We start from the raw sequence: 23,544 nt of genomic DNA on the forward strand, positions 1-23,544 counted from the left end.
GCGCACCCACATGGAGTAAATCAGCAGCGCGCCAGCGGCAGTTCGTCCCAGCAGGTGGTCACACGAGGCGAACGGTGTTCCTGCCGCATATGCCACGGGGCGTGGCCCATGCCCTGCGCGCCAAAGATGACCGTATCGCGGCCAAACCTGCCGTTGATATCGTCCAGCGAACGCATAAGGCGCTGGCGGCGGTCGTCGCCGCTGGTGTCGTTGCCCGCAGCCAGAGCCAGAAGACTGCCTTGCATTGCGTCGGCCCGCTCCAGTCCATAAAGCATCACACCGGCCTTGGCATAGGCAAAGCCGGGCACAAATATGCGCTCAAGGCCGCTCAGTGCGGCATTGATGAACTGCTGGCTGTCTGCTGTGGGCACGGGTAGCGAACACTGGGTTGTCTGGTCATAAAGGCGCTCACTGGCGGCCGCCTGTCCGGGGCGTGCAGTGCGGATGTGCACAGCCAGACCGCTGGCCACCAGCCCCTCACGGCGCAGACGCATGGCTGCGCGTACTGCAAAGGTAGACAGAGCCTGTGCCAGCATGTCCTTGTCGAGAATGCGGCGGGCAAATGACCGTGTAGACATAAGGGTTTTGCGGGCAACAGGTGCGGTTTCATTGCCAAGACAGGGGATGCCACGCAGCTCAAGAGCCGTGCGCCAGCCAGTAACCGTGAGCAGGCGGCGCAGCAGAATATCGTCCGCCTTTTTCATGTGCAGGGCTGTGCGTATGCCTTCGGCCCACAGACGCCGGGCCTGCCGCCGCCCTACGCCCCAAACGTCTTCCACGGGTGTGCGTTCCAATACGTGGTCTACGGCAGCCACAGGGCGCACAAGGGAAAAAACACCCTCGTAAGCTGGATGCTTCTTGGCCACATGGGTGGCAACCTTGGCCAGGGTACGCGTAGTCCCCACCCCTACAGATACGGTAATCCCCGTCCAGCGCTGCACACGCTGGCGTACCTCGCGGCAAAATTCCGGCAGATTAGCCCGTTGGGGGGCATCGAGCCGCATGAACGATTCGTCGATGGAATAGGGCTCTACCTGCGGGCAACATTGCTCGAGAATGCCCGTTACGCGCGCCGAGATATCGCCGTACAGAGCGTAGTTGGACGAAAAAACCGCCACATTCAGCTCTCGCAGCTGGGACCGCAGCTTGAATTCGGGCGCGCCCATAGGAATGCCCAGAGCCTTGGCCTCTGCCGACCGGGCAACTATGCAGCCGTCGTTGTTTGACAGCACTACCACCGGGCGGCCGACCAGATCAGGCCGGAACAGTTTTTCGCACGAAGCATAAAAATTGTTGCAGTCAACAAGCGCCCAGAGCGATGCGGGCGATTCAGAGTTTGTGGACAACATAGGTCACCACGCCCCAGATGTGTACAAATTCGCTTTCCGTGATGTCTATGGGCTCAAACTGGGGGTTTTCTGGCGCGAGCAGCACACGTCCCTCGCGGCGCAACAATCTTTTTACTGTGAGCTCACTCTCAAGGGCGGCAATGACCACCTTGCGGTGGCCAGCATCAATGGAACGATCAACGATCAGCAGATCGCCGTCGTGGATGCCAGCACCAATCATCGATTCACCGTGCGCACGCAAAAAAAACGTGGCCGCCTCGTTACGCACAAGGTACTGGTGCAGGTCAAGCCTGCGGTCAAGGCAGTCCTCGGCGGGTGAGGGAAAGCCAGCTTCAACCGGGGCAAGGTACAGGGGCAGACCCGCGCGGCCCTGCGGAATTGCCGCACAGGCACTGACCAGCTCCAGTGAAGACGAAATGAATGCCATACCGCCTCCTTAAAACGGGATATGCACCTGGCGCAGGTGGCTGATATATTTCACGCATGCCACACAAGCATGCAACAATCAACTTTTAGCTTATTTTACCCTTGCAAGCAACGCCTGTGATTGATACATTGAAGAAAAAAATTGAATCAACCCCGCCAAAAACGTGCGCGTAACCACCTTCTTGCGTGCGAAGCGAGAAACGCCATGCCGGAAAAAGCTGATTTTAAAGATATATTACAGCGACTTATGCAGGCTCTTGAAGTAGTGAGCGATGCGGAGCTTGCCAGATCGCTGGGTATTACTCCCCAATCTGTGAGCGGAGCCCGTAAAAGGGGCGAAGTGCCCCCCGCCTGGATCCAGACCTGCGCTGCGCAGACTGGCGTAAACGCCCACTGGCTGTTTTTTGGCTGCGGTCCCATGCGCCTGCCGGAGGCGGCGGACGGCGAGCTGCCCAGTATTCAGGCAGATTGCGAGGCCGACCTTATCAGTATTCCGCTGGCCGAGGCCAGGCTTTCGGCTGGCACGGGAAGCCTGGAAGTAAACAGCCACAGTCAGGGCAGCTACGCCTTCCGGGGCGATTTTCTGCGTCGCAAGGGTAACCCCCGGCGCATGGTGCTTATGCGAGTCTCTGGCGACAGCATGGTACCAGAGATTTTTGACAACGATCTGGTGCTGCTCGATCGGGGGCAGACAGAGATCAGCCCTGGCCGCCTGTATGCCGTTGGTTTTGAAGATGCCATCTATATAAAGCGCATAGACAAGCTGCCGGGCAAAATAATCCTGCACAGCGTCAACCCGGCCTACCCGCCGGTAAGCCTCGACCTGCGCGGTGATTGCGCCGACCAGTTTAGGGTCATTGGTCGGGTACTGTGGTCTGGAAGGGAATACAGGTAAGAATGCTTGCGCCCAACGTAGCGGGGGCGTACACTTTCAGAATATCAGACATATTTGCAAGGAGTCAGGGATGTCGCGTATTCGTCGTTCCTTAGCTGCATCAATGGGCAATCTGGCTGCTGCCTGCGTTTTGTGCGCAGGGCTGCTGATTACCAATCAGGCTTTTGCCGCGCAGGCGGCCGCACAGCAGCCCGCCCAACAGGCAGTTACAGCACAACCACCGGTAGAGGCTTCTGCCCCAAATACAACGGAGCAGCAGGAACCAGCGCCTGTGGCCGACAGCCTTTTCAGCCAGACCTATCAGGCCTGCATGGATGAAGCTGCGGGAACAACCACCACCATGCAGGACTGCATGGCCGCAGAACAACAGCGTCTTGAAACCCGTCTGGCCGCACAGCGCACCAAGGTTGCGGCTGGCCTGAACCCGGAACGGCTCAAGGCCTTCAACGAAGCCTTGAGCGCCTGGGATATCCTGCGCAAAAGCGGATCTCTTGCCATGTATGACCCTGACGGCGGCACTCTTTCACCGCTTATGGCCTCACTGTGGTATCTGGAGCAAACAGCCCGCATGACCCACTGGGTTGACGGTATGCTTGAAAACGTTGATCCCTAGCCCTGCTACAGACCACACAAGAACGCATATAGTTCGATTTCCAGCAGCACCTCTCGAGGTGCTGCTTTTTTATTACCTGCGATGCGCACATCTCGATTTGCGCCAATATCTCTTTGGCGGAACACATCTATCGATCTGATTGCCTCCAGGATGCATTTTGTAATTGAGACACAACCTTCGCAAGAGCGCTGTACTTGGAGCATGAAACATCTCGTTGGTTATGAGAGCACCAACGATTCTGCCAGGACACACCCCGGTATCATCCGCTAAAGCCAACAAACATGCGAATGGATGTGCGCGCATGGCAGAGGCATGCCCGCAAGCCACACGGAGGGGAGCAAACATGGAATGGTGTTAGCTGCACCAGGAGCTGATTGATGTGGTATGAGTTTGTTGCCTCAAACCAAAGACATTACCAGGTGGCAACAAATAATCTCATTGGGCGGGAAGACTGACGGCATTTTTTTCTTGGGGGGGGGAGAACTGCGCAGGGGGGCTTAAACACCATATGCGTTATAAGAATGTGCGGGAACAAAAACGCAAAAAACGACAATGGGGCGCATTGCGCCCCATTGTCGTTATAATCCAAACCAGTAAAGCAATTACGCTTCGGTGGTTTCTTCAGCCTTGGGCTTGCGGGTGCGCTTGGGCTTGGCAGGCGCTTCTTCAGCGGCAGCTTCCGTGGCGGGAGCTGCATCAAGAGCGCGAGAAAGCTCAATAATGGCCATGGGGGCGTTGTCGCCCTTGCGGGGCATGGCCAGCTTAAGGATACGGGTGTAGCCGCCGGGAACGCCAGCGAAAACAGGTCCGATCTCGTCAAAAAGGCGCTTAACCAGAGCGTGATCGTTCAACACACGGTAAGCCTGACGCCGGGCGTGCAGGTCGTTGCGCTTGGCAAGGGTGATCAGGGGTTCCACCACCCGGCGCAGCTCCTTGGCCTTGATTTCCGTGGTGCGGATTTTGCCGTGGATCAGCAGGGCCTTAGCGAGATTATTCAACAGGGCCTTACGGTGCGCAGGCGTACGCGAGAGTTTCCTGCCGGAATTGCTATGCCTCATTTTGCTGCTTCCTTTTCCATTCCTGATATTTCTTGTCGAAGGAATCGACCTTCATGCCGAAGTCAAGGCCCATGTCCACAAGAACACCCTTGATTTCGTCCAACGACTTGCGACCGAAATTCTTGGTCTTGAGCATTTCTGCCTCAGAACGCTGCACCAGTTCGCCCACAAGAGCGATGTTGGCGCCCCTCAGGCAGTTGGTAGCGCGCACCGACAATTCAAGATCGTCAATGCTCTTGTACAGATGCTCGTTAATTTCGCCGCTCTCACCACTGCCGTGCCGCATATCGCCAGAAACGCGTTCATCAAAGTTGATGAAAACAGAAATCTGGTCCTTGATAATCTTGGCACTGTAGGCAATGGCGTCCTCGGGTGTGAGGGAGCCGTCGGTCCACACTTCCAGCAGCAGGCGGTCATAGTTGGTCATCTGGCCAACGCGCGCCTGCTCCACGGTGTAGGCTACCTTGCGCACGGGGGAGAAGCTGGAATCCAGCTTGATGATGCCGATTTCGTCGGTCAACCCCTCATGCATATCCGCAGGCACATAGCCCTTGCCCATGCGGGCCTCAAATTCCATTTCAAGCACAACGTCCTCGGTGAGGGTTGCGATGTGCTGGTCAGGGTTGAGAACTTCCACATGCTGGTTGCCCTGAATGTTACCGGCTGTCACCGGGCCCTTCTGGTCAACACGCAAGGTGATGCGTTGCGGTTCATCGGTGTCCATGCGCAGGCGAACCTGCTTGATGTTCAGGATGACATCGGTGATGTCTTCAAGAACGCCATGAACCGTGGTGAATTCATGCTGCACGCCGATGATCTTCACCGATACGAAGGCCGCACCCTGAAGGGACGACAAAAGAACCCGGCGCATGGCGTTACCAATGGTGGTGCCGTAGCCCCGTTCCAGCGGCTCACAGATAAACTTGCCGTGAGTGATGCTGGCGGTTTCTTCTTCGCGCATGATCTGATCGGGCTTTACAAGCTCTGACCAGTTGCGTGCATTTATAAGGCGTTCGCCCTGTTTTATAAGCATGCGAACCCCCGCTTATTTCGAGTAAAGTTCGACAATCAGCTGCTCGTTGACGGGGAACTGGATATCGTCACGCTGCGGCAGCGCCTTGACAGAGCCTTTGAAAGCGGCGCCATCAGCCTCAAGCCAGGCAGGGCAGCCACGACGGGCAATAACTTCCTGGGCTTCAGCAAGCACAGGAATCTTGCGGTTCTTTTCAGGCACTTCAATGCAGTCACCCACACGAACCTGCAAGGAAGGAATGTTCACCTTGTGTCCGTTGAGGGTGAAAATGCCATGACGAACGAGCTGGCGAGCCTGGTTGCGCGAATTGGCAAAGCCGAGGCGGTACACCACGTTGTCGAGGCGGCGTTCAAGAATAACGAGCAGGTTGGTACCGGTAACACCCTTCTGCATTTCGGCCTTCTCGAAGTAGCCATGGAACTGGCGTTCGAGAATGCCGTAAGCGCGACGGGTCTTCTGCTTCTCACGCAGCTGAACTGCGTATTCGCTGACCTTCTTGCGCGCGCGGCCATGCTGGCCGGGAGCATAGGGACGACGGTCATATGCGCACTTGTCAGTGAAGCAGCGGTCGCCCTTCAGAAAAAGCTTGCAGCCTTCGCGACGGCACATGCGGCACTTGGCTTCAGTATATTTGGCCATCTATCTTTACCTCTTACGGTTTTGGCGCGGTTTACGCAAGGCGCAAACTAGACGCGGCGGCGCTTGGGCGGCCGGCAGCCATTGTGCGGAATGGGCGTAACGTCGCGGATGAACGCCACCTTGAAGCCGATTGCCGAAATAGCGCGCATGGCGGCTTCACGACCGGAACCGGGGCCCTTAACGTAGATGCCCACGGTACGCATGCCGTTGTCCTGAGCCTTGCGGGCAGCCGTTTCAGCGGCAACCTGCGCAGCAAAGGGGGTGGACTTACGCGAACCCTTAAAGCCGCTCTGGCCTGAGGAGGCCCAGGAGACAGCATTGCCGCGCGTATCCGTAAAGGTGATGATGGTATTATTGAACGATGCCTGGATGTGGGCAATGCCCACCGGCACGTTCTTTTTTTCCTTTTTCTTGACCACTTTCTTGGGTCTGGCCATAACTAACCTCTAAATGGAGCTTGTCAGATCTATATCCGCTCTTAGCGGATAAATCCGTTCGTCCTCACGGCAGCACTATTGCTGCATCCGCTTTACAAACTGCGACAAGCGCAGCCGCACCGCTACTTCTTCTTGCCTACGGCGCCGCGGCGGGGTCCCTTACGGGTGCGGGCATTGGTGTGGGTACGCTGACCGTGCACGGGCAAACCGCGACGATGGCGCAGGCCACGGAAACAACCAATGTCCATAAGGCGCTTAATGTTGCTGGAAACTTCGCGACGCAGGTCGCCTTCCACCTTGTAGTTCTGCTCGAGTTCCTTACGGATCTCGTTCACTTCGTCAGCGGAGAGGTCGTCGATGCTACGCTCCCAGTTAACGCCGGTGGTGTCCAGAATTTTCATGGCCGTGGTACGGCCAATGCCATAAATGTAGGTGAGCGCAATGTCCACCCGTTTGCCGCGAGGCAAATCAACACCTGCTATTCTCGCCACAATTCGTCTCCTGCCCTAGCCCTGGCGCTGCTTGTGCCGGGGGTTTTCGCAGATAACTCGAAGCACTCCCTTGCGCCGGATAACCTTACACTTGGGGCATATTTTCTTGACGGAAGGTCTTACTTTCATACCTCAATCTCCAATAAGAAACCATTGCATTGACCAAATAAAGATCCGGCTTGCGGCTTCGCCACGAAGAACAACAGGCCGCAGCCCTCGAAATTGAGGGCGGGAACGGAAATCTTTATCCAGCTTTAACGCTGATGTCAACCTTCAATTGTATGCCGGTTCAAACCACGATCCGAAATGCTGAGAATCTGGGGTCCGTTTGGGGTGATGGCAACGCTGTGTTCAAAGTGGGCGGCCCACAAACCGTCGCGAGTAACGGCGGTCCACTGGTCGTCCAGAATGTCCACTTCATACGTGCCCACGGTAACCATGGGTTCGATGGCTATGACCATGCCGTTTTGCAAGGTCAAACCGCGCATTCCAGGCCTGAAGTTGGGCACTTCGGGCTTTTCGTGCATTTTCGCACCCACGCCATGGCCCACAAAACGGCGAACCACGTTGAAACCGGCTGCCTCAACATAATCTTGCACAGCCGCACCGATGTCATAAACATCATTGCCGGCTCTGGCCTGCTCTATTCCGACGTACAGGCTTTCTTCGGTCACCTTCATGAGCTTGCGGGCCTCGTCGCTCACCTTGCCGACAGGAAAGGTGCGAGCGGCGTCGCCCACAAAACCTTCATACACAACGCCCATGTCAACGCTGACGATGTCGCCTTCTTTAAGCAGCCGCGCAGAAGGGAAACCGTGAACCACCTGCTCGTTTACCGAGCAGCACAGGGCGAAGGGGTAACCGCAGTAACCTAGAAACGCCGGTTTTACCTTGTAGTCGGCGCACATGTCGCGCGCCAGCTCTTCAAGACGCATGGTAGGCAAGCCAGGTGCCACCATGTCGCCCACGGCATCCAGTATGTTGGCAACCATGCGGTTTGCTTCCCGCAGGCTGGCCACTTCCCTTTCATTCTTGATGAATGCGCCGTGATATTTTTTCATTATACAATCACCATCCGCGCTTGTGAAAACCGCAGGGTAAGCCTTGCAGCCTACCCAGGTTTTCTAGAGCCTGCCGCTCTTACGCGCCTTGGCCATAAGGCCCTGATACTGGCTGGAGATCATGTGCGACTCCACCTGATTCATGAAGTCCATGGCCACACCCACAAGGATCAGCAAGCTCGTGCCACCAAAGTAGAAAGGCACGTTGAAATTGCTGATGAGCAGCATGGGCAGCAGGCACACCACTGAAATATAGGTGGCCCCCGAAAGGGTCAGCCGCGAAAGCACCGTATCAACATATTCCTGGGTCTTTTCGCCAGGGCGAATGCCCGGGATAAACCCACCGTTCTTCTTCAGATTTTCGGCCATATCCTTGGGATCAAAAATGATGGCGGTATAAAAATAACAGAAGAAGAACATCAAGGCCACATACAGCACGTTGTAGGCAACGCCGTGCGGCGAGAAGAAATCAGCTGCCTGCTTCACGTAGTGATTGGTCGAAAACTGACCAATGGTCGCAGGAAACAGCAGCAGAGAAGATGCAAAAATAGGCGGAATAACGCCAGCGGTGTTCAGACGCAAAGGCAGGTGCGAATTCTGACCGCCGTACATCTTGCGCCCAACCTGACGTTTGGCATAGCTGATGGGAATTCTGCGCTGCGAACGTTCAACGAACACAATGGCAACCGTAACCGCAGCCATGAGAACCACGATGACAACCGCCATGAAAATGCTCATGTCGCCAGCCTGAATAAGAGCAACAGACTGGATGATGCCGCGGGGAATACCCACCACAATACCGCAGAAGATAATCAGCGAAATACCGTTGCCGATACCGCGCTCCGTGATCTGCTCGCCAAGCCACATAACCAGCACAGAGCCTGCCGTAAAGGTGGCCATGGTAACAAGGCGGAAATGCCAGCCGGGTGCAAGAACAACCGGAGCGCCGCCAGGGCTGGTCATATTTTCAAGCCCCACCGCTATGCCAAGACCCTGAACGAGGGTAATGAGCACGGTGAGGTAACGGGTGTACTGCGTGATCTTGCGTCGACCCGCCTGCCCTTCTTCCTTGGCCATGCGCTTGATGTCGGGGCTGACCACCTGCAAAAGCTGGATGATAATGCTTGCCGAAATGTAAGGCATGACGCCCAGAGCGAACACCGAGACGTTGGACAGGCCGCCGCCGGAAAACATGTCAAACAGGCTGAAAAGCGTGCCGGACATGCTTTGAAAAAACGACGCCAGCGCAGAAGCGTCAACACCCGGAATGGGTACGTGAACGCCAATGCGGTAGCAGCACAAAATCAGGAGGGTCCAGCCAATGCGTTTGGACAACGAAGCCTGGCCCGCCATATTGTTTGCCGATCCTACTGCCATGAAACACTCGTTGCGTTTGTGCGCCTGTGGCGCAGTATGTGCGCAACGTCATTGCCCGCCGCAAGGCGGGCAATGACGCCAGTGAAAGCCGTGAGGCCGCGCTTGCGCGCGGCCACCAGAATTATTCAGCGGCAGAAACCGCTTCCAGCTCAGTAACGTTACCACCGGCATTGCGGATCTTTTCCGCAGCAGCCTGGCTGAACTTGTGAGCTTCCACCGACAGGGCGCTCGAAACATCACCACGCGAAAGAATTTTCACGGGGGCGCCCATGCGGACGAGGCCGCGGGCATAGATGTCGTCAAGGGTGATGGTGGTCTTGCCCGGGAAGGCAGAAACGAGCGCGTCAAGATTGATCACGTCGTAGGTAACCTTGAAGGGGGCATTTTTGAAACCGTGCTTGGGCAGACGGCGTTGCAGGGGCATCTGGCCGCCTTCGAAGCCAGGGCGGACACCGCCACCGGCGCGAGCGTTCTGCCCTTTGTGGCCCTTGCCCGCAGTGCAGCCCAGACCGGAGCCAGAGCCACGGCCCACGCGACGGCGGGTCTTACGCTCTTCCGGAAAAGGAAACAGATTGTGCAGTTGCATGGTATATCCTTTGGCCGTTAGTCGACAACGGCGACCATATGCGGAACTTTGGCGATAATGCCCCGAATGGCCGGGGTATCCTTGAACGTCTTGACCATCTCGCGGCGCTTGAGGCCAAGGGAGTCCAGCAGCTTGCGCTGCGCGGGCGTGGAGCCGATGCGCGAACGCACGAGTTTTACCTTGATTTCTGCCATGGTTACTTCCTCGGAGCTTCCAGCTTCTTACCGCGCAGGGCCGAAACATCTTCGGCGCTGCGCAGGGAAACGAGGCCCTGCATGGTGGCGCGAAGCACGTTGTGCGGGTTGTTGGTACCGATGGCCTTGGCGAGGACGTCGCGGATGCCCACGGCTTCCATGACAGCGCGCACTGCACCACCGGCGATGATACCGGTACCTTCAGAGGCGGGCTTCAACATGACGCGACCGGCGCCGAAACGACCGAGCACTTCATAAGGAAGGGTGCCTTCGAGCAGGGCCACCTGAACACGGTTCTTGCGAGCGCGTTCAGTTGCCTTGCGAAGAGCTTCGGGCACTTCCTGGGCTTTGCCCAGACCGAAGCCCACGCCGCCCTTGCCATCGCCCACTACAACGAGGGCGCTGAAGCTGAAACGGCGACCGCCCTTGACGACCTTGGCCACGCGGTTGAGGGAAACGATCTTTTCGATTTCGCCCAACTCGTTCTGCTGAGTTTCAGTATTTTCCTGACGCATATTAGAACTCCAAGCCGCCTTCGCGGGCGCCGTCGGCTACGGCCTTGACGCGACCGTGATAAATATACCCGTTGCGATCGAATACCACCTGACTGATATTCTTCTCCTTGGCCATCCGGGCAATTTCCTTGCCCACCATTTCGGCGCCGCTCTTGTTGCAGTGCAGGCCGGCTTCGGTCTTGGAAAGCGAAAGGGTAGAGGCGGCAGCCAGAGTTACGCCATCCAGATCGTTGATGATCTGGGCGTAGATGTGCAGGTTGGACCTGAACACAACCAGACGCGGACGCGCGAAGGTGCCGTTGACTTTCTTGCGGATACGGATCTTGCGGCGCTGCCGGGATTCGTTCTTGCTGTATTTCATGACGCGCCCCCCTACTTCTTGCCGCCGGACTTACCAACCTTGCGGCGGATAGTCTCGGTAACGTACTTGATACCCTTGCCCTTGTAGGGCTCGGGCTTACGGATGCGGCGAATCTTGGCGGCCATTTCGCCCACAAGTTCCTTGTCGATGCCGGCGATGGTCAGAACCTGACCTTCAACCGTGGCCTTGATGCCGTCGGGCAGTTCAACGAGCACAGGGTGGGAATAGCCCACGGAAAGCTCGATAATGTTGCCCTTGACCGCCACACGGTAACCAACGCCGATAACTTCAAGGCCCTTTGAAAAGCCCTTGGTCACGCCTTCAATGCAGTTAGCAAGAAGGGTGCGACGCAAACCATGCTGCGAACGGCTCTGGCGGTTATCTTCAATACGGCTGAGGGTTACATTGCCATCAGCCTGTTCGTAAGTGAGCAGGGAGCAGACAGGGGTGCTCAGCGAGCCCTTGGGCCCTTTAACTTCCACAACATCCGTTCCAATCTTGACTTCAACGCCATTGGGAACGGCAACGGGCAGTCTACCTATTCTCGACATGGTGCACCGCCTACCAGATTTCGCACAGAAGTTCGCCGCCCACCTTCTTATCATGGGCAGTCATGCCGTCCAGCACACCGCTGGACGTGGACAAAATGCAGATGCCGAGGCCGTTCTGCACCCTGGGGATATTGTGCGCGCCAACGTAAACCCGGCGACCGGGGGTGCTCACACGCTTCAACCCGCTGATGACGGGCTTACCCTTCTGGTACTTAAGAGTAATGACAATGTTTTTTTCGGCCACGGCCACGTCTTCGACGTAACCTTCCTGCTTGAGGATGGCGGCTAAAGATTCCTTCATCTTCGAGCTCGGCACATTTACTTCCTTGTGCAGGGCCAAATGCGCGTTGCGGATGCGGGTGAGCATATCCGCAATGGGATCTGTCAACATCGAATGCTCCTGAGAGTTTGGGGGCGGGGTTGACGGCCCTATGCCGTCACTTCCCGCTGGTGCGCAGGGCGCACCATCCGGGCGTTTGCACGCCCGGAAATATTACCAGCTCGACTTGCGCACGCCGGGCAGTTCACCACGAAGGGCCATGTTGCGGAAACAGATACGGCAGATGCCGAACTGGCGCAGGAAAGCCCTGGGGCGACCACAAAGCGGGCAGCGATTGTAGGCGCGGGCGCTGAACTTGGGCTTGCGCTTGGCCTTTACTTCCAGAGAAGTACGGGACATGGCTTAACTCCTACTTGCGGAACGGCATGCCAAGCTGGTCGAGAAGGAACTTGCCTTCCTTGTCCGTGGCCGCCGTGGTGACGATGGTGATATTCATGCCCTTGGGGTTTTCAACACGGTCAGCTTCCAATTCGGGGAAGATGGTGTGTTCCTTGATGCCCAGGGTGAAATTGCCGCGCCCATCGAAACCGCGGTCAGGAATGCCGCGGAAGTCACGCACTCGGGGCAAGGCAAAGTTCATGAGCTTGTCCAAAAAGTCCCACATACGCTCTTTGCGCAGGGTTACGCGCACACCAATGGGCATGCCTTCGCGCAACTTGAACGCGGCAATGGACTTCTTAGCCCGAGTAACAACGGCTTTCTGGCCCGCAATGGCGGTAAGTTCCGCCATGGCTTCTTCCATCAGCTTGTTGTTCGAGCTGGCGGCGCCAAGGCCGATGTTCAGAGAGATCTTTTCGATGCCGGGCAGTTGCATGGAAGAGGAGTAGTTAAACTCCTTCTGCAGTACCGGAACCACCTTCTCTCTATATATCTTTTCAAGGCGTGTCATCGTATCACCTTATTCCATGACTTCGTTGCACTTTTTGCAGAAGCGCACTTTCTTTTCCTTGCCCTCGGACTCGATGGTCTTGTAACCCACTCGAGTGGCCTTGCCGCAGGCAGAGCAGACAACCATGAGGTTGGAAACGTGGATAGGCATTTCCTTTTCCACGATACCGCCAGGCTGCTGGGCATAGGGGTTGGGACGCATGTGGCGTTTGACCATGTTGGTCTTTTCCACAAGCACGCGATCCTTCTTGCGCAGGATCTTCAGCACCTTGCCGATTTTGCCCGCGTCCTTGCCGGCGATTACCATCACCTTGTCGTCCTTGCGGATGCGATACATTTTCATGACGGTCTCCTACAGCACTTCCGGGGCCAGCGAAATAATTTTCATAAAGTTCTGGGCGCGAAGCTCACGTGCCACGGGGCCGAAGATACGCGTACCCACCGGCTCACCCTGGTTGGAGAGCAGCACGGCGGCGTTGCCGTCGAACTTGATGTAGCTGCCGTCCATGCGACGCACTTCTTTGGCGGTGCGCACGATAACAGCCTTCATAACGTCGCCCTTCTTAACCTTGCTGTGGGGCATGGCTTCCTTGACGGAAACCACAATGATGTCGCCCACCGAGGCGTAGCGGCGGTGTGAACCGCCCAGCACCTTGATGCAGGCAACCTTTTTGGCGCCGGAATTATCGGCCACCTGAAGCGTCGATTCTACCTGGATCATGGTACTACCCTACACGGCTTTTTCAATGATGGAGACCAGATGCCAGCGCTTGTTGCGCGAAAGCGGACGGAACTCCACAATTTTAACCTTGTCGCCCATACCGCATTCGTTCATAGGATCATGAGCCGTGAACTTCTTGCGGCGCCTCACATACTTCTTAAGCAGAGGATGCTTGACCAGGGTCTCGACGCGCACGACAATGGTCTTGTCGTTCTTGTCGCTCACCACGATGCCGGTCAGCGTTCTGCCCTTGCGATCTTCCAGAGCTTGCATGTTCAGGCCCTCTGTTCCTTTTCGTTCAATACGGTCTCGATGCGCGCCACCTGCTTACGCATGACTTTCAGTTCGGAAGTCTTTTCAAGCTGCGCAGCGGCATGCTTGAAGCGGGCACCCATCAGTTCCTGGCGCTGCTCGGTGAGAGCCGTACGCAGTTCTTCAACGCTCATGGAGCGCAGATCCTGTGCGGCGGGCCGGGCGGCGGTTTCGTTCTTTTTCTTGGCAGCCATTTAGATGCCCTCCCTCACCACAATGATGGTCTTAACGGGCAGCTTGTGAGCGGCGCGGGTCAGCGCCTCACGGGCGAGCTCGAGGCTCACGCCCTTGATTTCATACAGCACGCGGCCGGGCTTGACCGGAGCGCACCAACCCACCGGAGCGCCCTTACCGGAACCCTGACGGGTTTCCAGAGGCTTGGCGGTAACGGGGCGGTCGGGGAACACGCGGATCCACACTTTGCCGCCACGCTTGATATGACGCATCATGGCAATACGAGCCGCTTCGATCTGCTGGCTGGAAAGCTGGCCATGCTGCACGGTCTTGAGACCGATATCGCCAAAGGCAATGGTGGCGCCGCGGGTGGCCAGGCCACGCAGGCGGCCTTTCTGCCACTTGCGGAATTTAACTCTTTTGGGCGCAAGCATTACTGATCAACCTCTTTGTCAAGGATTTCACCCTTATAGATCCACACCTTGACACCGATGATGCCGTAGGTGGTGCGCGCTTCGGCAAAGCCGTAGTCGATGTCGGCACGCAGGGTCTGCAAGGGCACGCGGCCATCGCGGTACCATTCGGTACGGGCGATTTCTGCACCAGCCAGACGGCCAGCGCAGGTTACCTTGATGCCTTCGCCGCCGAACTTACGGGCCATGGACACGGTACGCTTCATGGCGCGCCGGAAGGCCACGCGGCGCTCAAGCTGCTGGGCGATGTTTTCGGCCACCAGCTGGGCGTCCACTTCGGGGCGACGGATTTCGTTCACTTCAAGAGAGAACTCGCGGCCGAACTTCTGACGAAGGTCGTTGCGAAGCTTTTCGATTTCCACACCCTTGCGGCCGATAACAATACCGGGGCGAGCGGTGGAAAGGATAAGCCGTACCTTGCCGCCGGCACGTTCGATTTCGATTTTGGAAACGCCCGCATGGAACAGGAGCTTCTTCACGAACGCGCGGATTTTGCTGTCTTCATAGACAAAGGCAGGGTATTCCTTCTTGCTGAACCAGCGGGACTGCCAATTCTTGTTGTACCCAAGCCGGAACCCGAACGGATGTACTTTCTGACCCATAGCCTATTCCTGCCCTTCTGCGAGTATAACGGTGATGTGGCTGGTGCGCTTGTGAATCTTGGTCGCCCGGCCCTGAGCCCGGGGCATGAAGCGCTTCCAGGTGGGACCTTCGTTGACCACGATTTCTTTCACCACCATGGCATCCACATCAACGCCGCCCAGCTGCGAGGCATTGGCCAACGCGCTCTTGAGCACGCCGAAAAGCACGCCAGCGGGCTTGTTGGGCGTGAAGCGCAGAAGGTTCATAGCCTCCTCCACTCCCATACCCTGCACGTTCTTGGCCACAAGACGGGTCTTGCGCGGAGAAACGCGCTGGAATTTTGCAATAGCTTTAGATTCCATATGCCTACCCTACTTCTTGCCGGCCTTGGCCTTTTTGTCGGCGGCATGCCCATGGAAGGTACGCGTGGGCGAGAATTCGCCCAGCTTGTGGCCAACCATGTTTTCGGTAACGAACACCGGCACGAACTTTTTGCCATTGTGCACCGCAAAGGTCAGTCCCACCATTTCGGGCAGGATGGTCGAGCGGCGCGACCAGGTCTTGAGCACGCGGCGGTCATTGCTGGCCACGGCGCTGTCGACCTTCTTCAATACATGGGCGTCAACAAACGGCCCTTTTTTCAACGATCTCGGCATGAGCTACTCCTACTTCTGGCCGCGGCGTTTGATAATCAGCCGGGAAGAGGCCTTCTTCTTGTCGCGGGTCTTGTAACCCTTAGCAGGCATACCCCAAGGCGACACAGGATGACGGCCACCAGAGCTTCTGCCTTCGCCACCGCCCAGGGGGTGGTCGATGGGGTTCATGGCAACGCCGCGAACCTTGGGACGACGACCCAGCCAACGATTGCGGCCAGCTTTGCCCAGAGAGATGGTTTCGTGATGCACGTTGCCCACCTGACCCACAGTGGCCACGCAGGTGGCAAGCACCTTGCGCACTTCGCCCGAGGGCAGACGCAGCAGGGCGTAGTTGCCTTCTTTGGCGACCAGCTGGGCGTAGGTACCGGCGGCGCGGCACATCTGACCGCCCTTACCGGGGTACAGCTCGATATTGTGCACAACAGTACCCACGGGGATGCGGGCCATCTGAAGGGCATTACCGGGCTTGATGTCGGCCACGACGCCATTGCGCTCGTTGATGCCGGACATGATCTTGTCACCCTGCTTCAGACCAACCGGAGCGAGGATGTAGCGCTTTTCGCCGTCCGAATAGTGCAGAAGCGCGATACGGGCGGTACGGTTAGGATCGTATTCAATGTGCGCAACAGTGGCTTCAATGCCGGTCTTGTCGCGCTTGAAGTCGATGATGCGGTACAGACGCTTTACACCGCCGCCACGACGACGGCTGGTAACGCGACCCAGATTGTTGCGGCCGGCCTTTTTGGTAAGGCCTTCAGTGAGCGACTTCTCAGGGCGCGTCCGGGTGATTTCCTCAAAGTCGGAAACCGTCTGGAAGCGACGCCCCGCGGAGGTCGGTTTCAGCTTGCGGACAGCCATGATTACACTCCCTCGAAGAACTCAATTTTATCGCCCTGGCGCAGCGTAACATACGCTTTCTTCCAGCCGGGCTTACGGCCTACAACGCGACCCTGGCGCTCCCTGTTCATAGGGGCGCGGCGCACAACGTTGACCGCTTCCACTTTAACGTCAAAAGCCTTTTCCACAGCCTGCTTGATTTCAAGCTTGTTGGCCTGTGTGTGGACCATAAAGGCCACCTGCTGGGCTTCGTCCTTGATCAAGGTCGTTTTTTCGGTCAGCAGGGGCTTGAGCAGAACAGAAGTAGTTTCCATCTTACGCCCCCTTCTTCGCGAAACGAGCCTGAACAGGTTCGATAGCGCCTTCAAGCAACACAAGCTGCTTGTGCTTGAGGATTTCAAGCACGCTAAGGCGATCGACCGTGGTCAGGGTGAGACCCGGAATGTTGCGGGCGGAACGAGTCAGCGCGCAATCTTCGGCGGGTGCCACGATGAGAGCCTTCGAGAGACCCAACGTGTCGGCAACCTTGGCGAAATGCTTGGTCTTGGCTTCGGGCAGTTCAATGCCCTTAACCACCATCAGGGTTTCGGCAGCCAGGCGGCTCGACAGGGCCATCTTCATGGCCAGGGCGCGCACCTTGCTGTTAACCTTGAAGCTGTAGTCACGGGGGCTGGGTCCGAAGATGATGGCACCACCGCGCCAAATGGGCGAACGGTTGGAGCCAGAGCGAGCACGGCCCGTGCCCTTCTGCTTCCAGGGCTTGACGCCGCCGCCGGAAACCAGCGCACGGGTCTTTGCCATATGCGTTCCGGCGCGTTTGGCCGCCATCTGGGCGCGCGCCACGAGGTTGAGGATTTCGGGCCTCACCTCGATTTCGAACACGTCGGAAGCCAGCGTAACTTCACCGCTTTCCTGCTTGTTCTGGTCATATACTTTAACGGTAGCCATTGCTGCTTCCTCTACTGCTTGCGGATCAGCACCAGCCCGTTCTTGGGGCCGGGCACGGAACCTTTAACCAGGATGACGTTGTCTTCGGGACGCACGTCAACGATGGTCAGGCCCATTTCCGTAACGGTTTCATTGCCCCAATGGCCCGCCATTTTCCGACCCTTGAACACGTGGCCAGGAAAGGTGTTGTTACCAATGGAACCATTGTTGCGGTGCACCTTTTCGCAGCCGTGGGTATCTTTGGAACCTGCGAAGTTCCAGCGACGCATGCGGCCCTGATAGCCCTTACCCATGCTGGTGCCTGTGATCTTGACCTTTTCGCCAGCGGCGAAAATTTCAACGGTCAGTTCCTGGCCCAGTTCCTGCTCCGGCGCGCCCGTCAGGCGGATTTCGCGCAGGTGACGGAAAAGCCCCTTGCCTGCCTTGGCAAAATGCCCCTGCAGAGCCTTGGGGGTGTGCTTTTCCTTAGCGGGGGTCATCGCGATCTGTACGGCGTTGTAGCCGTCAGTATCTGCAGTTTTGACCTGGGTGACGGGGCACGGACCGGCCTCAATCACCGTGACGGGCACGGCTGCGCCAGCGCCGTCAAATATGCGGGTCATACCAAGTTTGCGACCCAAAATTCCCATTTTCTCAGCCATGACTGCCTCTCGCTAGAGCTTGATTTCCACGTCCACACCGGCGGGCAGCGAAAGCTTGCCCAGCGCGTCGACGGTCTGCTGCGTGGGTTCCAGGATATCCATGAGCCGCTTGTGGATGCGCATTTCAAACTGCTCACGGGACTTTTTGTCCACATGCACGGAACGCTGAATGGTGTACTTGTGAATGTTGGTGGGCAGGGGGATTGGCCCCGCCACGCCGGCACCGGTATTGCGCGCCGTATCCACGATTTCCGCAACGGCTTTATCCAGAATGCGGTAATCGTAGGCTTTGAGCTTGATCCGAATGCGATCGCTGCTAACTGTCGTCATTGTGCCTACTCCGTTTGCAAAAACATCCCGCGCGGCCCTTTGGGCTACGAGCGCGGGCTCCTTCACAGCATACGCGGGCCATGAAGCATGGCCCGAAGGCCGACCTCACCCTGGCAAGGAACGGAAAAACGGAGCAACGTAAGGGGTTGCGCTAATGCGCGCATCACGCCTGAAATTTCAGGAAGAATTCGGAAGATTGGACGCCTGAAGACGCCTGCATCATCCGCGTGATGCTCCCCAGCGTCGCCCAGGCTAAGCTACCTATAGAAAACAGGTAGCGAAGCGGTCCCGCAGGGTCACCAAATGGGGGCTATCCCCCTACCTTACAGCCCCGGGTCACACACTGCCAGTGGCTGCGGTGGGGTCCGTCCTTGGGCTGGAACGGCTCGACATTGTCCGGCATTCGGTAACGCCTGCACATGTCAAAACCTTAAACGGCCATGAATTTCATCCGTTTACGGTGCATCAGGGTGAGCTCAACCCACCCTTCCCTGCCGTCCAGGGAACGCGGAAAAGAAACACTCTTTGTCACGCGGAGATTTTTTCTATCCAAGTTACCCTCGAACGTCAAGACATTTTCACATTATTTTTGTATGGTCAGCACGCGTCACGCAGAACAGGAAACTCTTGCCTCTTGACGTATAGTCAGTGCAACCCTACAAATGCACCGCGCGACTGTATTATGCCAGGTTGTTTTTAAGCGAGATGAAACAACTTGCGAAAGATTATTTTTATATACAGCTCCGCGCATTCCTTCAGGAGTTTCAATGTCCACAGTTGATACAACAAATCGTGCCAAGCTGAATTCGTACCAAGACACTGTTATTACATACATTACTAAAGAGAGTGGCCATATCCTTGTGGTCAGCGACGACCAGGCCTTCTGCACCCAGCTGCGGCTGACTCTTGCCAAAGAAATGGGCCTTACCGCCCAGAGCATCTTCACATCTCTGGCTGACCCCCGCATGATGCTGCGCGAGCTGCGCGACATTCTGGCGCGTCACCCAGCCCCCCTTATCTTTATTGAGCGCAGCATTGGCGGCCGTGACCTCAGCTTTCTGGTAAGCCAGATCAAGCAGGCCTTTACCGCGCTAAAAATCATTGTACTCACCAGCGATGTGCAGCGTGACCGGCTCATGCTGCTGCACGAAGTGGGGGCGGATAACTTTATTGCAAAGCCCGTGTCGGCCAACACGCTGATTGAAAAAATGGCCTTTACCCTCAAGCCGCAAAGTAAACTGGGGCAGATCATCGATATGGCAAAAAAGCTCTTTGCCATGAAAAAATACGATATGGCGCTTACAGCCTGCCAAAAGGTGCTGAGCCTCAAGCCCGGCAGTGCTGCCGCATTTCTGGTGATGGGCGATGTTTTTCGCGCCACCCAGCAGTATGACAAGGCCCGGCTCTCGTATGAATCCGCGGCCAAGTCCGCCGATCTGTATCTGGCCCCCCTGCAGCGGCTGGCTGAAATGTACGAAGAAATCGGCGACGTTCCCCAGCAGGTGCGCTACCTTGAGAAGCTCGACTCTCTCTCGCCCCTCAACGTTAACCGCAAGGTCAGCCTTGGCGAAGCCCACTTTGCCAATGGCGACATGGAAAAAGCCGAGGCTTTTTTTGAAAAGGCAGTGGTGCAGATGAACCGCGAGGCCGCCGATGGCCTCAGTGCCCTGTCGAGCCGTATTGCCGGAATCTATGGCGAACGGGCTCCTGAAATGGCTGAGAAATTTCTGCGCAGCAGCCTGGAAGCCAAGGGCAAGCGCCTTGGTCGCAGCGACCTGTCGCTCTTTAACCAGCTGGGAATCAGCCTGCGCAGGCAGGGACGCTGGCAGGACGCCATTACCGAATACAAGCGCGCCATAAAAATCGCACCCGACGACCCCACGCTCTATTATAATGTAGGAATGGCCTTTGCCGAGGGTGCAGATTTTCTTCAGGCCAAGGCCAATCTGGTAAAGGCCATGGATCTCGAACCCGAAATGGTCAAGACCAATGCCTCCATAGCCTGCAACTTTGGCGCAGTATTTCTGCAGTCGGGCGACCGCGACCGGGCTACCCAGTTTTTCCAGCAGGCTCTTGCCCTGAAACCCGGCATGAAAATCGCCCAGCAGGGCCTGCAGCGCGCGCAGGTCAAGGCATAGATCCCCGCTGGCAGGCAGGGGTTTCGGTCTTTAGCCATCGACAAAGACAGTAAAACAAATAATAATTCTGCCGCGCAACATTGCCAACCTCAATATTGTGTCTTATTTTCAACAGATGCGGTGCTTTGCCCTTTGGGGGCATAGCGCCACGCAATCCGCATATCCCGCTGCATCAGGCCTCATGAGCTTTGCCGCAGCGTAAGCGACTGGCCCTCGTGTGATAAGGAGAGTTCATGTTCGGTTTTCTTTTCAAAAAAATCTTCGGCAGCACCAACGACCGCTACCTGCGAAAACTTCGCCCTCTGGTGCAGCGCATCAACGCTCTTGAGCCCGAGATGCAGCAGCTGGAAGATGCGGACTTTTCCGTTCGCATTGCCCAGTACCGTCAGGAAGTGCAGGACGGCGTGCGCGATCTCGACGCACTGCTGCCCGAAGTTTTTGCCCTGGTGCGCGAAGCATCGTTTCGCAAGCTTGGCATGCGCCACTATGATGTTCAGCTCATAGGCGGCATGGTGCTGCACAAGGGCAAGATTGCCGAAATGAAAACCGGTGAAGGTAAAACCCTCGTCGCAACCCTGCCAGTGGTGCTCAATGCTCTGTCTGGCAAGGGCGTGCACGTTGTGACCGTCAACGACTATCTGGCCAAGCGCGATGCTGGCTGGATGGGCCAGCTTTACGAATTTCTTGGCCTGAGCACCGGTGTGATCGTGCACGGGCTGGACGACGAGGAGCGCAAGGTCGAATACGCCAAGGACATCACCTACGGCACAAACAACGAATTCGGCTTTGACTACCTGCGCGATAACATGAAGTTTTACGCCAGCCAGCTGGTGCAGCGCCCCCACAACTTTGCCATTGTTGACGAAGTGGACTCCATCCTCATCGACGAAGCCAGAACCCCGCTGATCATTTCTGGCGCTTCCGACGAATCTGTGGGCATGTACCGCGCGGTGGACGACATTGTTCGCCAGCTTACACCCGAACACTATCAGGTGGATGAAAAGGCCCGCACCGCCATGCTCACCGACGAAGGCGTGGCCCGCTGCGAAGAACTGCTCAAGGTTGACAACCTGTTTGACCCTGCCAACATCACCGCACAGCATCACGTGATGCAGTCGCTCAAGGCGCACCTTATTTTCAAGCGTGACGTCGACTACATCGTGCAGGAAGACCAGGTTATCATTGTTGACGAATTCACTGGCCGCCTCATGGCTGGCCGCCGCTATTCAGACGGCCTGCATCAGGCGCTGGAAGCCAAGGAACACGTCACCATCGCCGCCGAAAACCAGACTCTGGCCTCCATCACCTTCCAGAACTACTTTCGCCTGTACGACAAGCTTTCGGGCATGACCGGTACGGCCGACACTGAAGCAGTTGAATTCCACCAGATTTACAACCTTGATGTCCTTTCCATTCCGCCCAACAAACCCATGGTCCGCAAGGATTACCCCGACCTTATCTACCGCTCGCGGCAGGAAAAATTCGACGCCATTGTGGAGGCCATTGCCGAGCTGCACCAAAAAGAGCAGCCCGTGCTTGTGGGCACCATCTCCATCGAAACGTCCGAAATGCTCTCGCACCGGCTGGCAAAACTTGGCATCCCCCACAGCGTGCTCAACGCCAAACAGCACGAGAAGGAAGCCGAAATCGTTGCCCTGGCCGGTCAGAGAGGCCGCGTAACCATTGCCACCAACATGGCTGGCCGTGGTACGGACATCATGCTGGGCGAAGGCGTGGTTGATCTTGGCGGTCTGCATATTCTCGGCACAGAGCGGCATGAAAGCCGCCGTATCGACAATCAGCTGCGCGGCCGCTCTGGCCGTCAGGGCGACCCCGGCTCCTCGCGCTTCTACCTTTCGCTTGAAGACGACCTCATGCGGCTTTTTGGTTCAGACCGTATCAAGGGGCTGATGGAAAAGCTGGGCCTGCGCGATGGCGAAGCCATTGAAAACGCAATGGTTACCCGCGCGGTCGAAGGCGCCCAAAAGCGCGTTGAAGCCCACCACTTTGAAATACGCAAAACCCTGCTCGACTACGACAACGTCATGAACCAGCAGCGCGAGGTCATCTACACCCTGCGCCGCGAGCTCATGGTGGAAGAGGACCTTGAGCCCGTTTTGCAGGAATTCATGAGTGACGTGCTGGACGATGTGTACGGCCCGCTCGACAATGTTTCAGCCGATGATCTTGAAGCCGCCCAGGCAGCCGCCATGGCCCGCCTGCGCGACGTGTTCAATCTTGACCGCGTGCTTGACGAAGATGCGGCGCTGCCTGAACGTGAAAAAACGCAAAGCATTGTCCGTGACATTCTCGACCAACTCAGGACCGAAACCGGCCCCACCTATGCCGACATTCTGCGCTACTTTTTGCTGGAAGAACTGGACCGCTGCTGGAAGGAACACCTGCGCAACATGGACTCGCTGCGTGACGGCATAGGCCTGCGTGGCTATGGCCAGCGCGATCCCAAGCTGGAATACAAGCGTGAAGGCTTTGAAATGTTCCAGGCCATGCTGTTCCAGATTCGCGAAAGCGTATTTCGCGCGCTCACGCGCGTACGCGTCCGCATTGAGCCCATCGCCGAAGAAGAACAGCAGCCCGTTGAACAGGCCGCCCCGGTTGAAGAACCCAAGGGCACGCCCCTTGCCCGCGAATACCGCCACAAGGAAAGCAACTCCCCCCTGTCATACTCCAGCGGCGGCAGTATCAGTGAAGATGCCCAAAAGCCCGCCAAGGCTGGCCCGCGCATTGGCCGCAACGACCTTTGCCCCTGCGGCAGCGGCAAGAAATACAAAAAATGCTGCGGGCGCGAAAGCTAGCGGCCAACAACAGAGTATAAATGCAGGAGCACCTTTGACGGGCGCTCCTGCTGCATCTGGCGCATGCCGCATGTTCCGCCTTTACAGGATGAATACGGACTC

35 protein-coding genes are annotated in these 23,544 nt (G+C 57.0%); 4 read left to right on the top strand and 31 right to left on the bottom strand.

Annotation, left to right across the window (positions count from 1 at the left end):
* Window positions 1-20: 20 nt before the first annotated feature.
* On the bottom strand, window positions 21-1,349 hold the full coding sequence (locus tag F8N36_RS02250; RefSeq protein WP_291331119.1) for a Y-family DNA polymerase: 1,329 nt from the start codon (window positions 1,347-1,349) through the stop codon (window positions 21-23).
* A complete protein-coding gene (gene umuD / locus F8N36_RS02255; RefSeq protein ID WP_291331120.1) occupies window positions 1,330-1,776 on the bottom strand; it encodes a translesion error-prone DNA polymerase V autoproteolytic subunit in 447 nt (148 codons plus the stop codon). Before umuD ends, F8N36_RS02250 begins: the two co-directional genes overlap by 20 nt.
* 204 nt (window positions 1,777-1,980) lie before the next feature.
* Here umuD and F8N36_RS02260 point away from each other — a divergent pair, with 204 nt between their 5' ends.
* Both F8N36_RS02260 and F8N36_RS02265 read left to right on the top strand, forming a co-directional pair.
* Window positions 1,981-2,670, top strand: a complete 690-nt coding sequence (locus tag F8N36_RS02260) for a helix-turn-helix transcriptional regulator (RefSeq protein ID WP_291331121.1) — start codon at window positions 1,981-1,983, stop codon at window positions 2,668-2,670.
* Window positions 2,671-2,740: 70 nt separating this feature from the next.
* Complete coding sequence (locus tag F8N36_RS02265) at window positions 2,741-3,283, top strand: lysozyme inhibitor LprI family protein (RefSeq protein ID WP_291331122.1); 543 nt, start codon at window positions 2,741-2,743, stop codon at window positions 3,281-3,283.
* Between the two features lie 602 nt (window positions 3,284-3,885).
* Here the strand turns inward: F8N36_RS02265 and rplQ are convergent.
* The 29 genes from rplQ to rpsJ all read right to left on the bottom strand — a co-directional run bounded on the left by rplQ (window position 3,886) and on the right by rpsJ (window position 18,488).
* Window positions 3,886-4,341: a 50S ribosomal protein L17 gene (gene rplQ / locus F8N36_RS02270; protein ID WP_291331123.1), complete on the bottom strand. Its 456-nt coding sequence runs from the start codon at window positions 4,339-4,341 to the stop codon at window positions 3,886-3,888.
* On the bottom strand, window positions 4,331-5,374 hold the full coding sequence (locus F8N36_RS02275; protein WP_291331124.1) for a DNA-directed RNA polymerase subunit alpha: 1,044 nt from the start codon (window positions 5,372-5,374) through the stop codon (window positions 4,331-4,333). Before F8N36_RS02275 ends, rplQ begins: the two co-directional genes overlap by 11 nt.
* Window positions 5,375-5,386: 12 nt before the next feature.
* Window positions 5,387-6,013, bottom strand: a complete 627-nt coding sequence (rpsD, locus tag F8N36_RS02280) for a 30S ribosomal protein S4 (RefSeq protein ID WP_291331125.1) — start codon at window positions 6,011-6,013, stop codon at window positions 5,387-5,389.
* Between the two features lie 47 nt (window positions 6,014-6,060).
* Window positions 6,061-6,450, bottom strand: a complete 390-nt coding sequence (rpsK, locus tag F8N36_RS02285; RefSeq protein WP_136399285.1) for a 30S ribosomal protein S11 — start codon at window positions 6,448-6,450, stop codon at window positions 6,061-6,063.
* Window positions 6,451-6,572: 122 nt separating this feature from the next.
* Window positions 6,573-6,941: a 30S ribosomal protein S13 gene (gene rpsM, locus F8N36_RS02290; RefSeq protein ID WP_291331126.1), complete on the bottom strand. Its 369-nt coding sequence runs from the start codon at window positions 6,939-6,941 to the stop codon at window positions 6,573-6,575.
* 15 nt (window positions 6,942-6,956) lie between these two features.
* Entirely contained in the window at window positions 6,957-7,070 is a 114-nt protein-coding gene (gene rpmJ, locus F8N36_RS02295) for a 50S ribosomal protein L36 (protein ID WP_005027799.1), read from the bottom strand.
* Between the two features lie 137 nt (window positions 7,071-7,207).
* Window positions 7,208-8,002: a type I methionyl aminopeptidase gene (gene map, locus F8N36_RS02300; protein WP_291331127.1), complete on the bottom strand. Its 795-nt coding sequence runs from the start codon at window positions 8,000-8,002 to the stop codon at window positions 7,208-7,210.
* Window positions 8,003-8,065: 63 nt separating this feature from the next.
* Window positions 8,066-9,379 carry a preprotein translocase subunit SecY gene (gene secY, locus F8N36_RS02305; protein ID WP_291331128.1) on the bottom strand — a complete coding sequence of 438 codons (1,314 nt, stop codon included), beginning with the start codon at window positions 9,377-9,379 and terminating at the stop codon, window positions 8,066-8,068.
* A gap of 121 nt (window positions 9,380-9,500) precedes the next feature.
* Window positions 9,501-9,965 carry a 50S ribosomal protein L15 gene (gene rplO, locus F8N36_RS02310; protein WP_291331129.1) on the bottom strand — a complete coding sequence of 155 codons (465 nt, stop codon included), beginning with the start codon at window positions 9,963-9,965 and terminating at the stop codon, window positions 9,501-9,503.
* A gap of 17 nt (window positions 9,966-9,982) precedes the next feature.
* The gene (gene rpmD / locus F8N36_RS02315) at window positions 9,983-10,159 is read right to left on the bottom strand and encodes a 50S ribosomal protein L30 (RefSeq protein WP_291331130.1); all 177 of its coding nucleotides are present in this window, start codon (window positions 10,157-10,159) and stop codon (window positions 9,983-9,985) included.
* 2 nt (window positions 10,160-10,161) lie between these two features.
* A complete protein-coding gene (gene rpsE, locus F8N36_RS02320) occupies window positions 10,162-10,674 on the bottom strand; it encodes a 30S ribosomal protein S5 (RefSeq protein ID WP_291331131.1) in 513 nt (170 codons plus the stop codon).
* Between the two features lies 1 nt (window position 10,675).
* Window positions 10,676-11,035 carry a 50S ribosomal protein L18 gene (gene rplR, locus F8N36_RS02325; RefSeq protein ID WP_291331132.1) on the bottom strand — a complete coding sequence of 120 codons (360 nt, stop codon included), beginning with the start codon at window positions 11,033-11,035 and terminating at the stop codon, window positions 10,676-10,678.
* An 11-nt stretch (window positions 11,036-11,046) separates the two neighbouring features.
* The gene (rplF, locus tag F8N36_RS02330; RefSeq protein WP_291331133.1) at window positions 11,047-11,586 is read right to left on the bottom strand and encodes a 50S ribosomal protein L6; all 540 of its coding nucleotides are present in this window, start codon (window positions 11,584-11,586) and stop codon (window positions 11,047-11,049) included.
* A 10-nt stretch (window positions 11,587-11,596) separates the two neighbouring features.
* The gene (gene rpsH, locus F8N36_RS02335) at window positions 11,597-11,977 is read right to left on the bottom strand and encodes a 30S ribosomal protein S8 (RefSeq protein ID WP_291331134.1); all 381 of its coding nucleotides are present in this window, start codon (window positions 11,975-11,977) and stop codon (window positions 11,597-11,599) included.
* Between the two features lie 102 nt (window positions 11,978-12,079).
* Window positions 12,080-12,265 (bottom strand): type Z 30S ribosomal protein S14, encoded by a 186-nt coding sequence (locus F8N36_RS02340; RefSeq protein WP_012624307.1) that lies wholly within the window; start codon window positions 12,263-12,265, stop codon window positions 12,080-12,082.
* Between the two features lie 10 nt (window positions 12,266-12,275).
* A complete protein-coding gene (gene rplE / locus F8N36_RS02345) occupies window positions 12,276-12,815 on the bottom strand; it encodes a 50S ribosomal protein L5 (protein ID WP_291331135.1) in 540 nt (179 codons plus the stop codon).
* Window positions 12,816-12,824: 9 nt separating this feature from the next.
* Window positions 12,825-13,157 carry a 50S ribosomal protein L24 gene (rplX, locus tag F8N36_RS02350; RefSeq protein WP_022658158.1) on the bottom strand — a complete coding sequence of 111 codons (333 nt, stop codon included), beginning with the start codon at window positions 13,155-13,157 and terminating at the stop codon, window positions 12,825-12,827.
* A gap of 9 nt (window positions 13,158-13,166) precedes the next feature.
* On the bottom strand, window positions 13,167-13,535 hold the full coding sequence (rplN, locus tag F8N36_RS02355) for a 50S ribosomal protein L14 (protein ID WP_022658157.1): 369 nt from the start codon (window positions 13,533-13,535) through the stop codon (window positions 13,167-13,169).
* Between the two features lie 9 nt (window positions 13,536-13,544).
* On the bottom strand, window positions 13,545-13,808 hold the full coding sequence (rpsQ, locus tag F8N36_RS02360; RefSeq protein ID WP_012624303.1) for a 30S ribosomal protein S17: 264 nt from the start codon (window positions 13,806-13,808) through the stop codon (window positions 13,545-13,547).
* Window positions 13,809-13,810: 2 nt separating this feature from the next.
* Window positions 13,811-14,041 (bottom strand): 50S ribosomal protein L29, encoded by a 231-nt coding sequence (gene rpmC, locus F8N36_RS02365; protein WP_291331136.1) that lies wholly within the window; start codon window positions 14,039-14,041, stop codon window positions 13,811-13,813.
* Window positions 14,042-14,455 (bottom strand): 50S ribosomal protein L16, encoded by a 414-nt coding sequence (rplP, locus tag F8N36_RS02370; RefSeq protein ID WP_291331137.1) that lies wholly within the window; start codon window positions 14,453-14,455, stop codon window positions 14,042-14,044.
* Window positions 14,455-15,096, bottom strand: coding sequence for a 30S ribosomal protein S3 (rpsC, locus tag F8N36_RS02375; protein ID WP_291331138.1), 642 nt, complete (start codon window positions 15,094-15,096; stop codon window positions 14,455-14,457). The genes rplP and rpsC overlap by 1 nt, the downstream gene beginning before the upstream one ends.
* Before the next feature lie 3 nt (window positions 15,097-15,099).
* A complete protein-coding gene (rplV, locus tag F8N36_RS02380; protein ID WP_136399271.1) occupies window positions 15,100-15,438 on the bottom strand; it encodes a 50S ribosomal protein L22 in 339 nt (112 codons plus the stop codon).
* A gap of 9 nt (window positions 15,439-15,447) precedes the next feature.
* The gene (rpsS, locus tag F8N36_RS02385; protein WP_291331139.1) at window positions 15,448-15,732 is read right to left on the bottom strand and encodes a 30S ribosomal protein S19; all 285 of its coding nucleotides are present in this window, start codon (window positions 15,730-15,732) and stop codon (window positions 15,448-15,450) included.
* Between the two features lie 9 nt (window positions 15,733-15,741).
* On the bottom strand, window positions 15,742-16,590 hold the full coding sequence (rplB, locus tag F8N36_RS02390; RefSeq protein ID WP_240824104.1) for a 50S ribosomal protein L2: 849 nt from the start codon (window positions 16,588-16,590) through the stop codon (window positions 15,742-15,744).
* 2 nt (window positions 16,591-16,592) lie between these two features.
* Window positions 16,593-16,883, bottom strand: coding sequence for a 50S ribosomal protein L23 (gene rplW / locus F8N36_RS02395; protein WP_291331140.1), 291 nt, complete (start codon window positions 16,881-16,883; stop codon window positions 16,593-16,595).
* A 1-nt stretch (window position 16,884) separates the two neighbouring features.
* Window positions 16,885-17,517, bottom strand: coding sequence for a 50S ribosomal protein L4 (gene rplD / locus F8N36_RS02400; RefSeq protein WP_291331141.1), 633 nt, complete (start codon window positions 17,515-17,517; stop codon window positions 16,885-16,887).
* An 11-nt stretch (window positions 17,518-17,528) separates the two neighbouring features.
* Window positions 17,529-18,158, bottom strand: coding sequence for a 50S ribosomal protein L3 (rplC, locus tag F8N36_RS02405; RefSeq protein WP_291331142.1), 630 nt, complete (start codon window positions 18,156-18,158; stop codon window positions 17,529-17,531).
* Between the two features lie 12 nt (window positions 18,159-18,170).
* Entirely contained in the window at window positions 18,171-18,488 is a 318-nt protein-coding gene (gene rpsJ / locus F8N36_RS02410; RefSeq protein WP_006008400.1) for a 30S ribosomal protein S10, read from the bottom strand.
* 767 nt (window positions 18,489-19,255) lie between these two features.
* Between rpsJ and F8N36_RS02415 the strand changes: the two genes are divergently transcribed.
* On the top strand, window positions 19,256-20,626 hold the full coding sequence (locus tag F8N36_RS02415; RefSeq protein WP_291331143.1) for a response regulator: 1,371 nt from the start codon (window positions 19,256-19,258) through the stop codon (window positions 20,624-20,626).
* A 233-nt stretch (window positions 20,627-20,859) separates the two neighbouring features.
* Window positions 20,860-23,442, top strand: a complete 2,583-nt coding sequence (gene secA / locus F8N36_RS02420; RefSeq protein ID WP_291331144.1) for a preprotein translocase subunit SecA — start codon at window positions 20,860-20,862, stop codon at window positions 23,440-23,442.
* Window positions 23,443-23,544 lie beyond the last annotated feature (102 nt).

Origin of the sequence: Desulfovibrio sp., assembly GCF_009712225.1 — a bacterium.
In the GTDB taxonomy this organism is placed as follows: Bacteria; Desulfobacterota; Desulfovibrionia; order Desulfovibrionales; family Desulfovibrionaceae; genus Desulfovibrio.

Excerpts from the sequence above, each read along its gene's own strand:
- F8N36_RS02275 (WP_291331124.1), bottom strand. The coding sequence starts at position 5,374 with ATGCTTATAAAACAGGGCGAACGCCTTATAAATGCACGCAACTGGTCA.
- rplR (WP_291331132.1), bottom strand. The coding sequence starts at position 11,035 with ATGAAATACAGCAAGAACGAATCCCGGCAGCGCCGCAAGATCCGTATC.
- rplO (WP_291331129.1), bottom strand. The coding sequence starts at position 9,965 with ATGCAACTGCACAATCTGTTTCCTTTTCCGGAAGAGCGTAAGACCCGC.
- rpsE (WP_291331131.1), bottom strand. The coding sequence starts at position 10,674 with ATGCGTCAGGAAAATACTGAAACTCAGCAGAACGAGTTGGGCGAAATC.
- secA (WP_291331144.1), top strand. The coding sequence starts at position 20,860 with ATGTTCGGTTTTCTTTTCAAAAAAATCTTCGGCAGCACCAACGACCGC.
- secY (WP_291331128.1), bottom strand. The coding sequence starts at position 9,379 with ATGGCAGTAGGATCGGCAAACAATATGGCGGGCCAGGCTTCGTTGTCC.
- rplC (WP_291331142.1), bottom strand. The coding sequence starts at position 18,158 with ATGGCTGAGAAAATGGGAATTTTGGGTCGCAAACTTGGTATGACCCGC.
- rpsJ (WP_006008400.1), bottom strand. The coding sequence starts at position 18,488 with ATGACGACAGTTAGCAGCGATCGCATTCGGATCAAGCTCAAAGCCTAC.
- rplW (WP_291331140.1), bottom strand. The coding sequence starts at position 16,883 with ATGGAAACTACTTCTGTTCTGCTCAAGCCCCTGCTGACCGAAAAAACG.
- rplD (WP_291331141.1), bottom strand. The coding sequence starts at position 17,517 with ATGGCTACCGTTAAAGTATATGACCAGAACAAGCAGGAAAGCGGTGAA.
- rplQ (WP_291331123.1), bottom strand. The coding sequence starts at position 4,341 with ATGAGGCATAGCAATTCCGGCAGGAAACTCTCGCGTACGCCTGCGCAC.
- rpsQ (WP_012624303.1), bottom strand. The coding sequence starts at position 13,808 with ATGCAAGCTCTGGAAGATCGCAAGGGCAGAACGCTGACCGGCATCGTG.
- map (WP_291331127.1), bottom strand. The coding sequence starts at position 8,002 with ATGAAAAAATATCACGGCGCATTCATCAAGAATGAAAGGGAAGTGGCC.
- rpmJ (WP_005027799.1), bottom strand. The coding sequence starts at position 7,070 with ATGAAAGTAAGACCTTCCGTCAAGAAAATATGCCCCAAGTGTAAGGTT.
- rpsC (WP_291331138.1), bottom strand. The coding sequence starts at position 15,096 with ATGGGTCAGAAAGTACATCCGTTCGGGTTCCGGCTTGGGTACAACAAG.
- rplV (WP_136399271.1), bottom strand. The coding sequence starts at position 15,438 with ATGGAATCTAAAGCTATTGCAAAATTCCAGCGCGTTTCTCCGCGCAAG.
- F8N36_RS02265 (WP_291331122.1), top strand. The coding sequence starts at position 2,741 with ATGTCGCGTATTCGTCGTTCCTTAGCTGCATCAATGGGCAATCTGGCT.
- rpsS (WP_291331139.1), bottom strand. The coding sequence starts at position 15,732 with ATGCCGAGATCGTTGAAAAAAGGGCCGTTTGTTGACGCCCATGTATTG.
- rpsH (WP_291331134.1), bottom strand. The coding sequence starts at position 11,977 with ATGTTGACAGATCCCATTGCGGATATGCTCACCCGCATCCGCAACGCG.
- rplE (WP_291331135.1), bottom strand. The coding sequence starts at position 12,815 with ATGACACGCCTTGAAAAGATATATAGAGAGAAGGTGGTTCCGGTACTG.
- rpsD (WP_291331125.1), bottom strand. The coding sequence starts at position 6,013 with ATGGCCAAATATACTGAAGCCAAGTGCCGCATGTGCCGTCGCGAAGGC.
- rplN (WP_022658157.1), bottom strand. The coding sequence starts at position 13,535 with ATGATCCAGGTAGAATCGACGCTTCAGGTGGCCGATAATTCCGGCGCC.
- F8N36_RS02415 (WP_291331143.1), top strand. The coding sequence starts at position 19,256 with ATGTCCACAGTTGATACAACAAATCGTGCCAAGCTGAATTCGTACCAA.
- F8N36_RS02250 (WP_291331119.1), bottom strand. The coding sequence starts at position 1,349 with ATGTTGTCCACAAACTCTGAATCGCCCGCATCGCTCTGGGCGCTTGTT.
- umuD (WP_291331120.1), bottom strand. The coding sequence starts at position 1,776 with ATGGCATTCATTTCGTCTTCACTGGAGCTGGTCAGTGCCTGTGCGGCA.
- rplX (WP_022658158.1), bottom strand. The coding sequence starts at position 13,157 with ATGAAAATGTATCGCATCCGCAAGGACGACAAGGTGATGGTAATCGCC.
- rplP (WP_291331137.1), bottom strand. The coding sequence starts at position 14,455 with ATGCTTGCGCCCAAAAGAGTTAAATTCCGCAAGTGGCAGAAAGGCCGC.
- F8N36_RS02260 (WP_291331121.1), top strand. The coding sequence starts at position 1,981 with ATGCCGGAAAAAGCTGATTTTAAAGATATATTACAGCGACTTATGCAG.
- rplB (WP_240824104.1), bottom strand. The coding sequence starts at position 16,590 with ATGGCTGTCCGCAAGCTGAAACCGACCTCCGCGGGGCGTCGCTTCCAG.
- rplF (WP_291331133.1), bottom strand. The coding sequence starts at position 11,586 with ATGTCGAGAATAGGTAGACTGCCCGTTGCCGTTCCCAATGGCGTTGAA.
- F8N36_RS02340 (WP_012624307.1), bottom strand. The coding sequence starts at position 12,265 with ATGTCCCGTACTTCTCTGGAAGTAAAGGCCAAGCGCAAGCCCAAGTTC.
- rpmD (WP_291331130.1), bottom strand. The coding sequence starts at position 10,159 with ATGGCAGAAATCAAGGTAAAACTCGTGCGTTCGCGCATCGGCTCCACG.
- rpsK (WP_136399285.1), bottom strand. The coding sequence starts at position 6,450 with ATGGCCAGACCCAAGAAAGTGGTCAAGAAAAAGGAAAAAAAGAACGTG.
- rpmC (WP_291331136.1), bottom strand. The coding sequence starts at position 14,041 with ATGGCTGCCAAGAAAAAGAACGAAACCGCCGCCCGGCCCGCCGCACAG.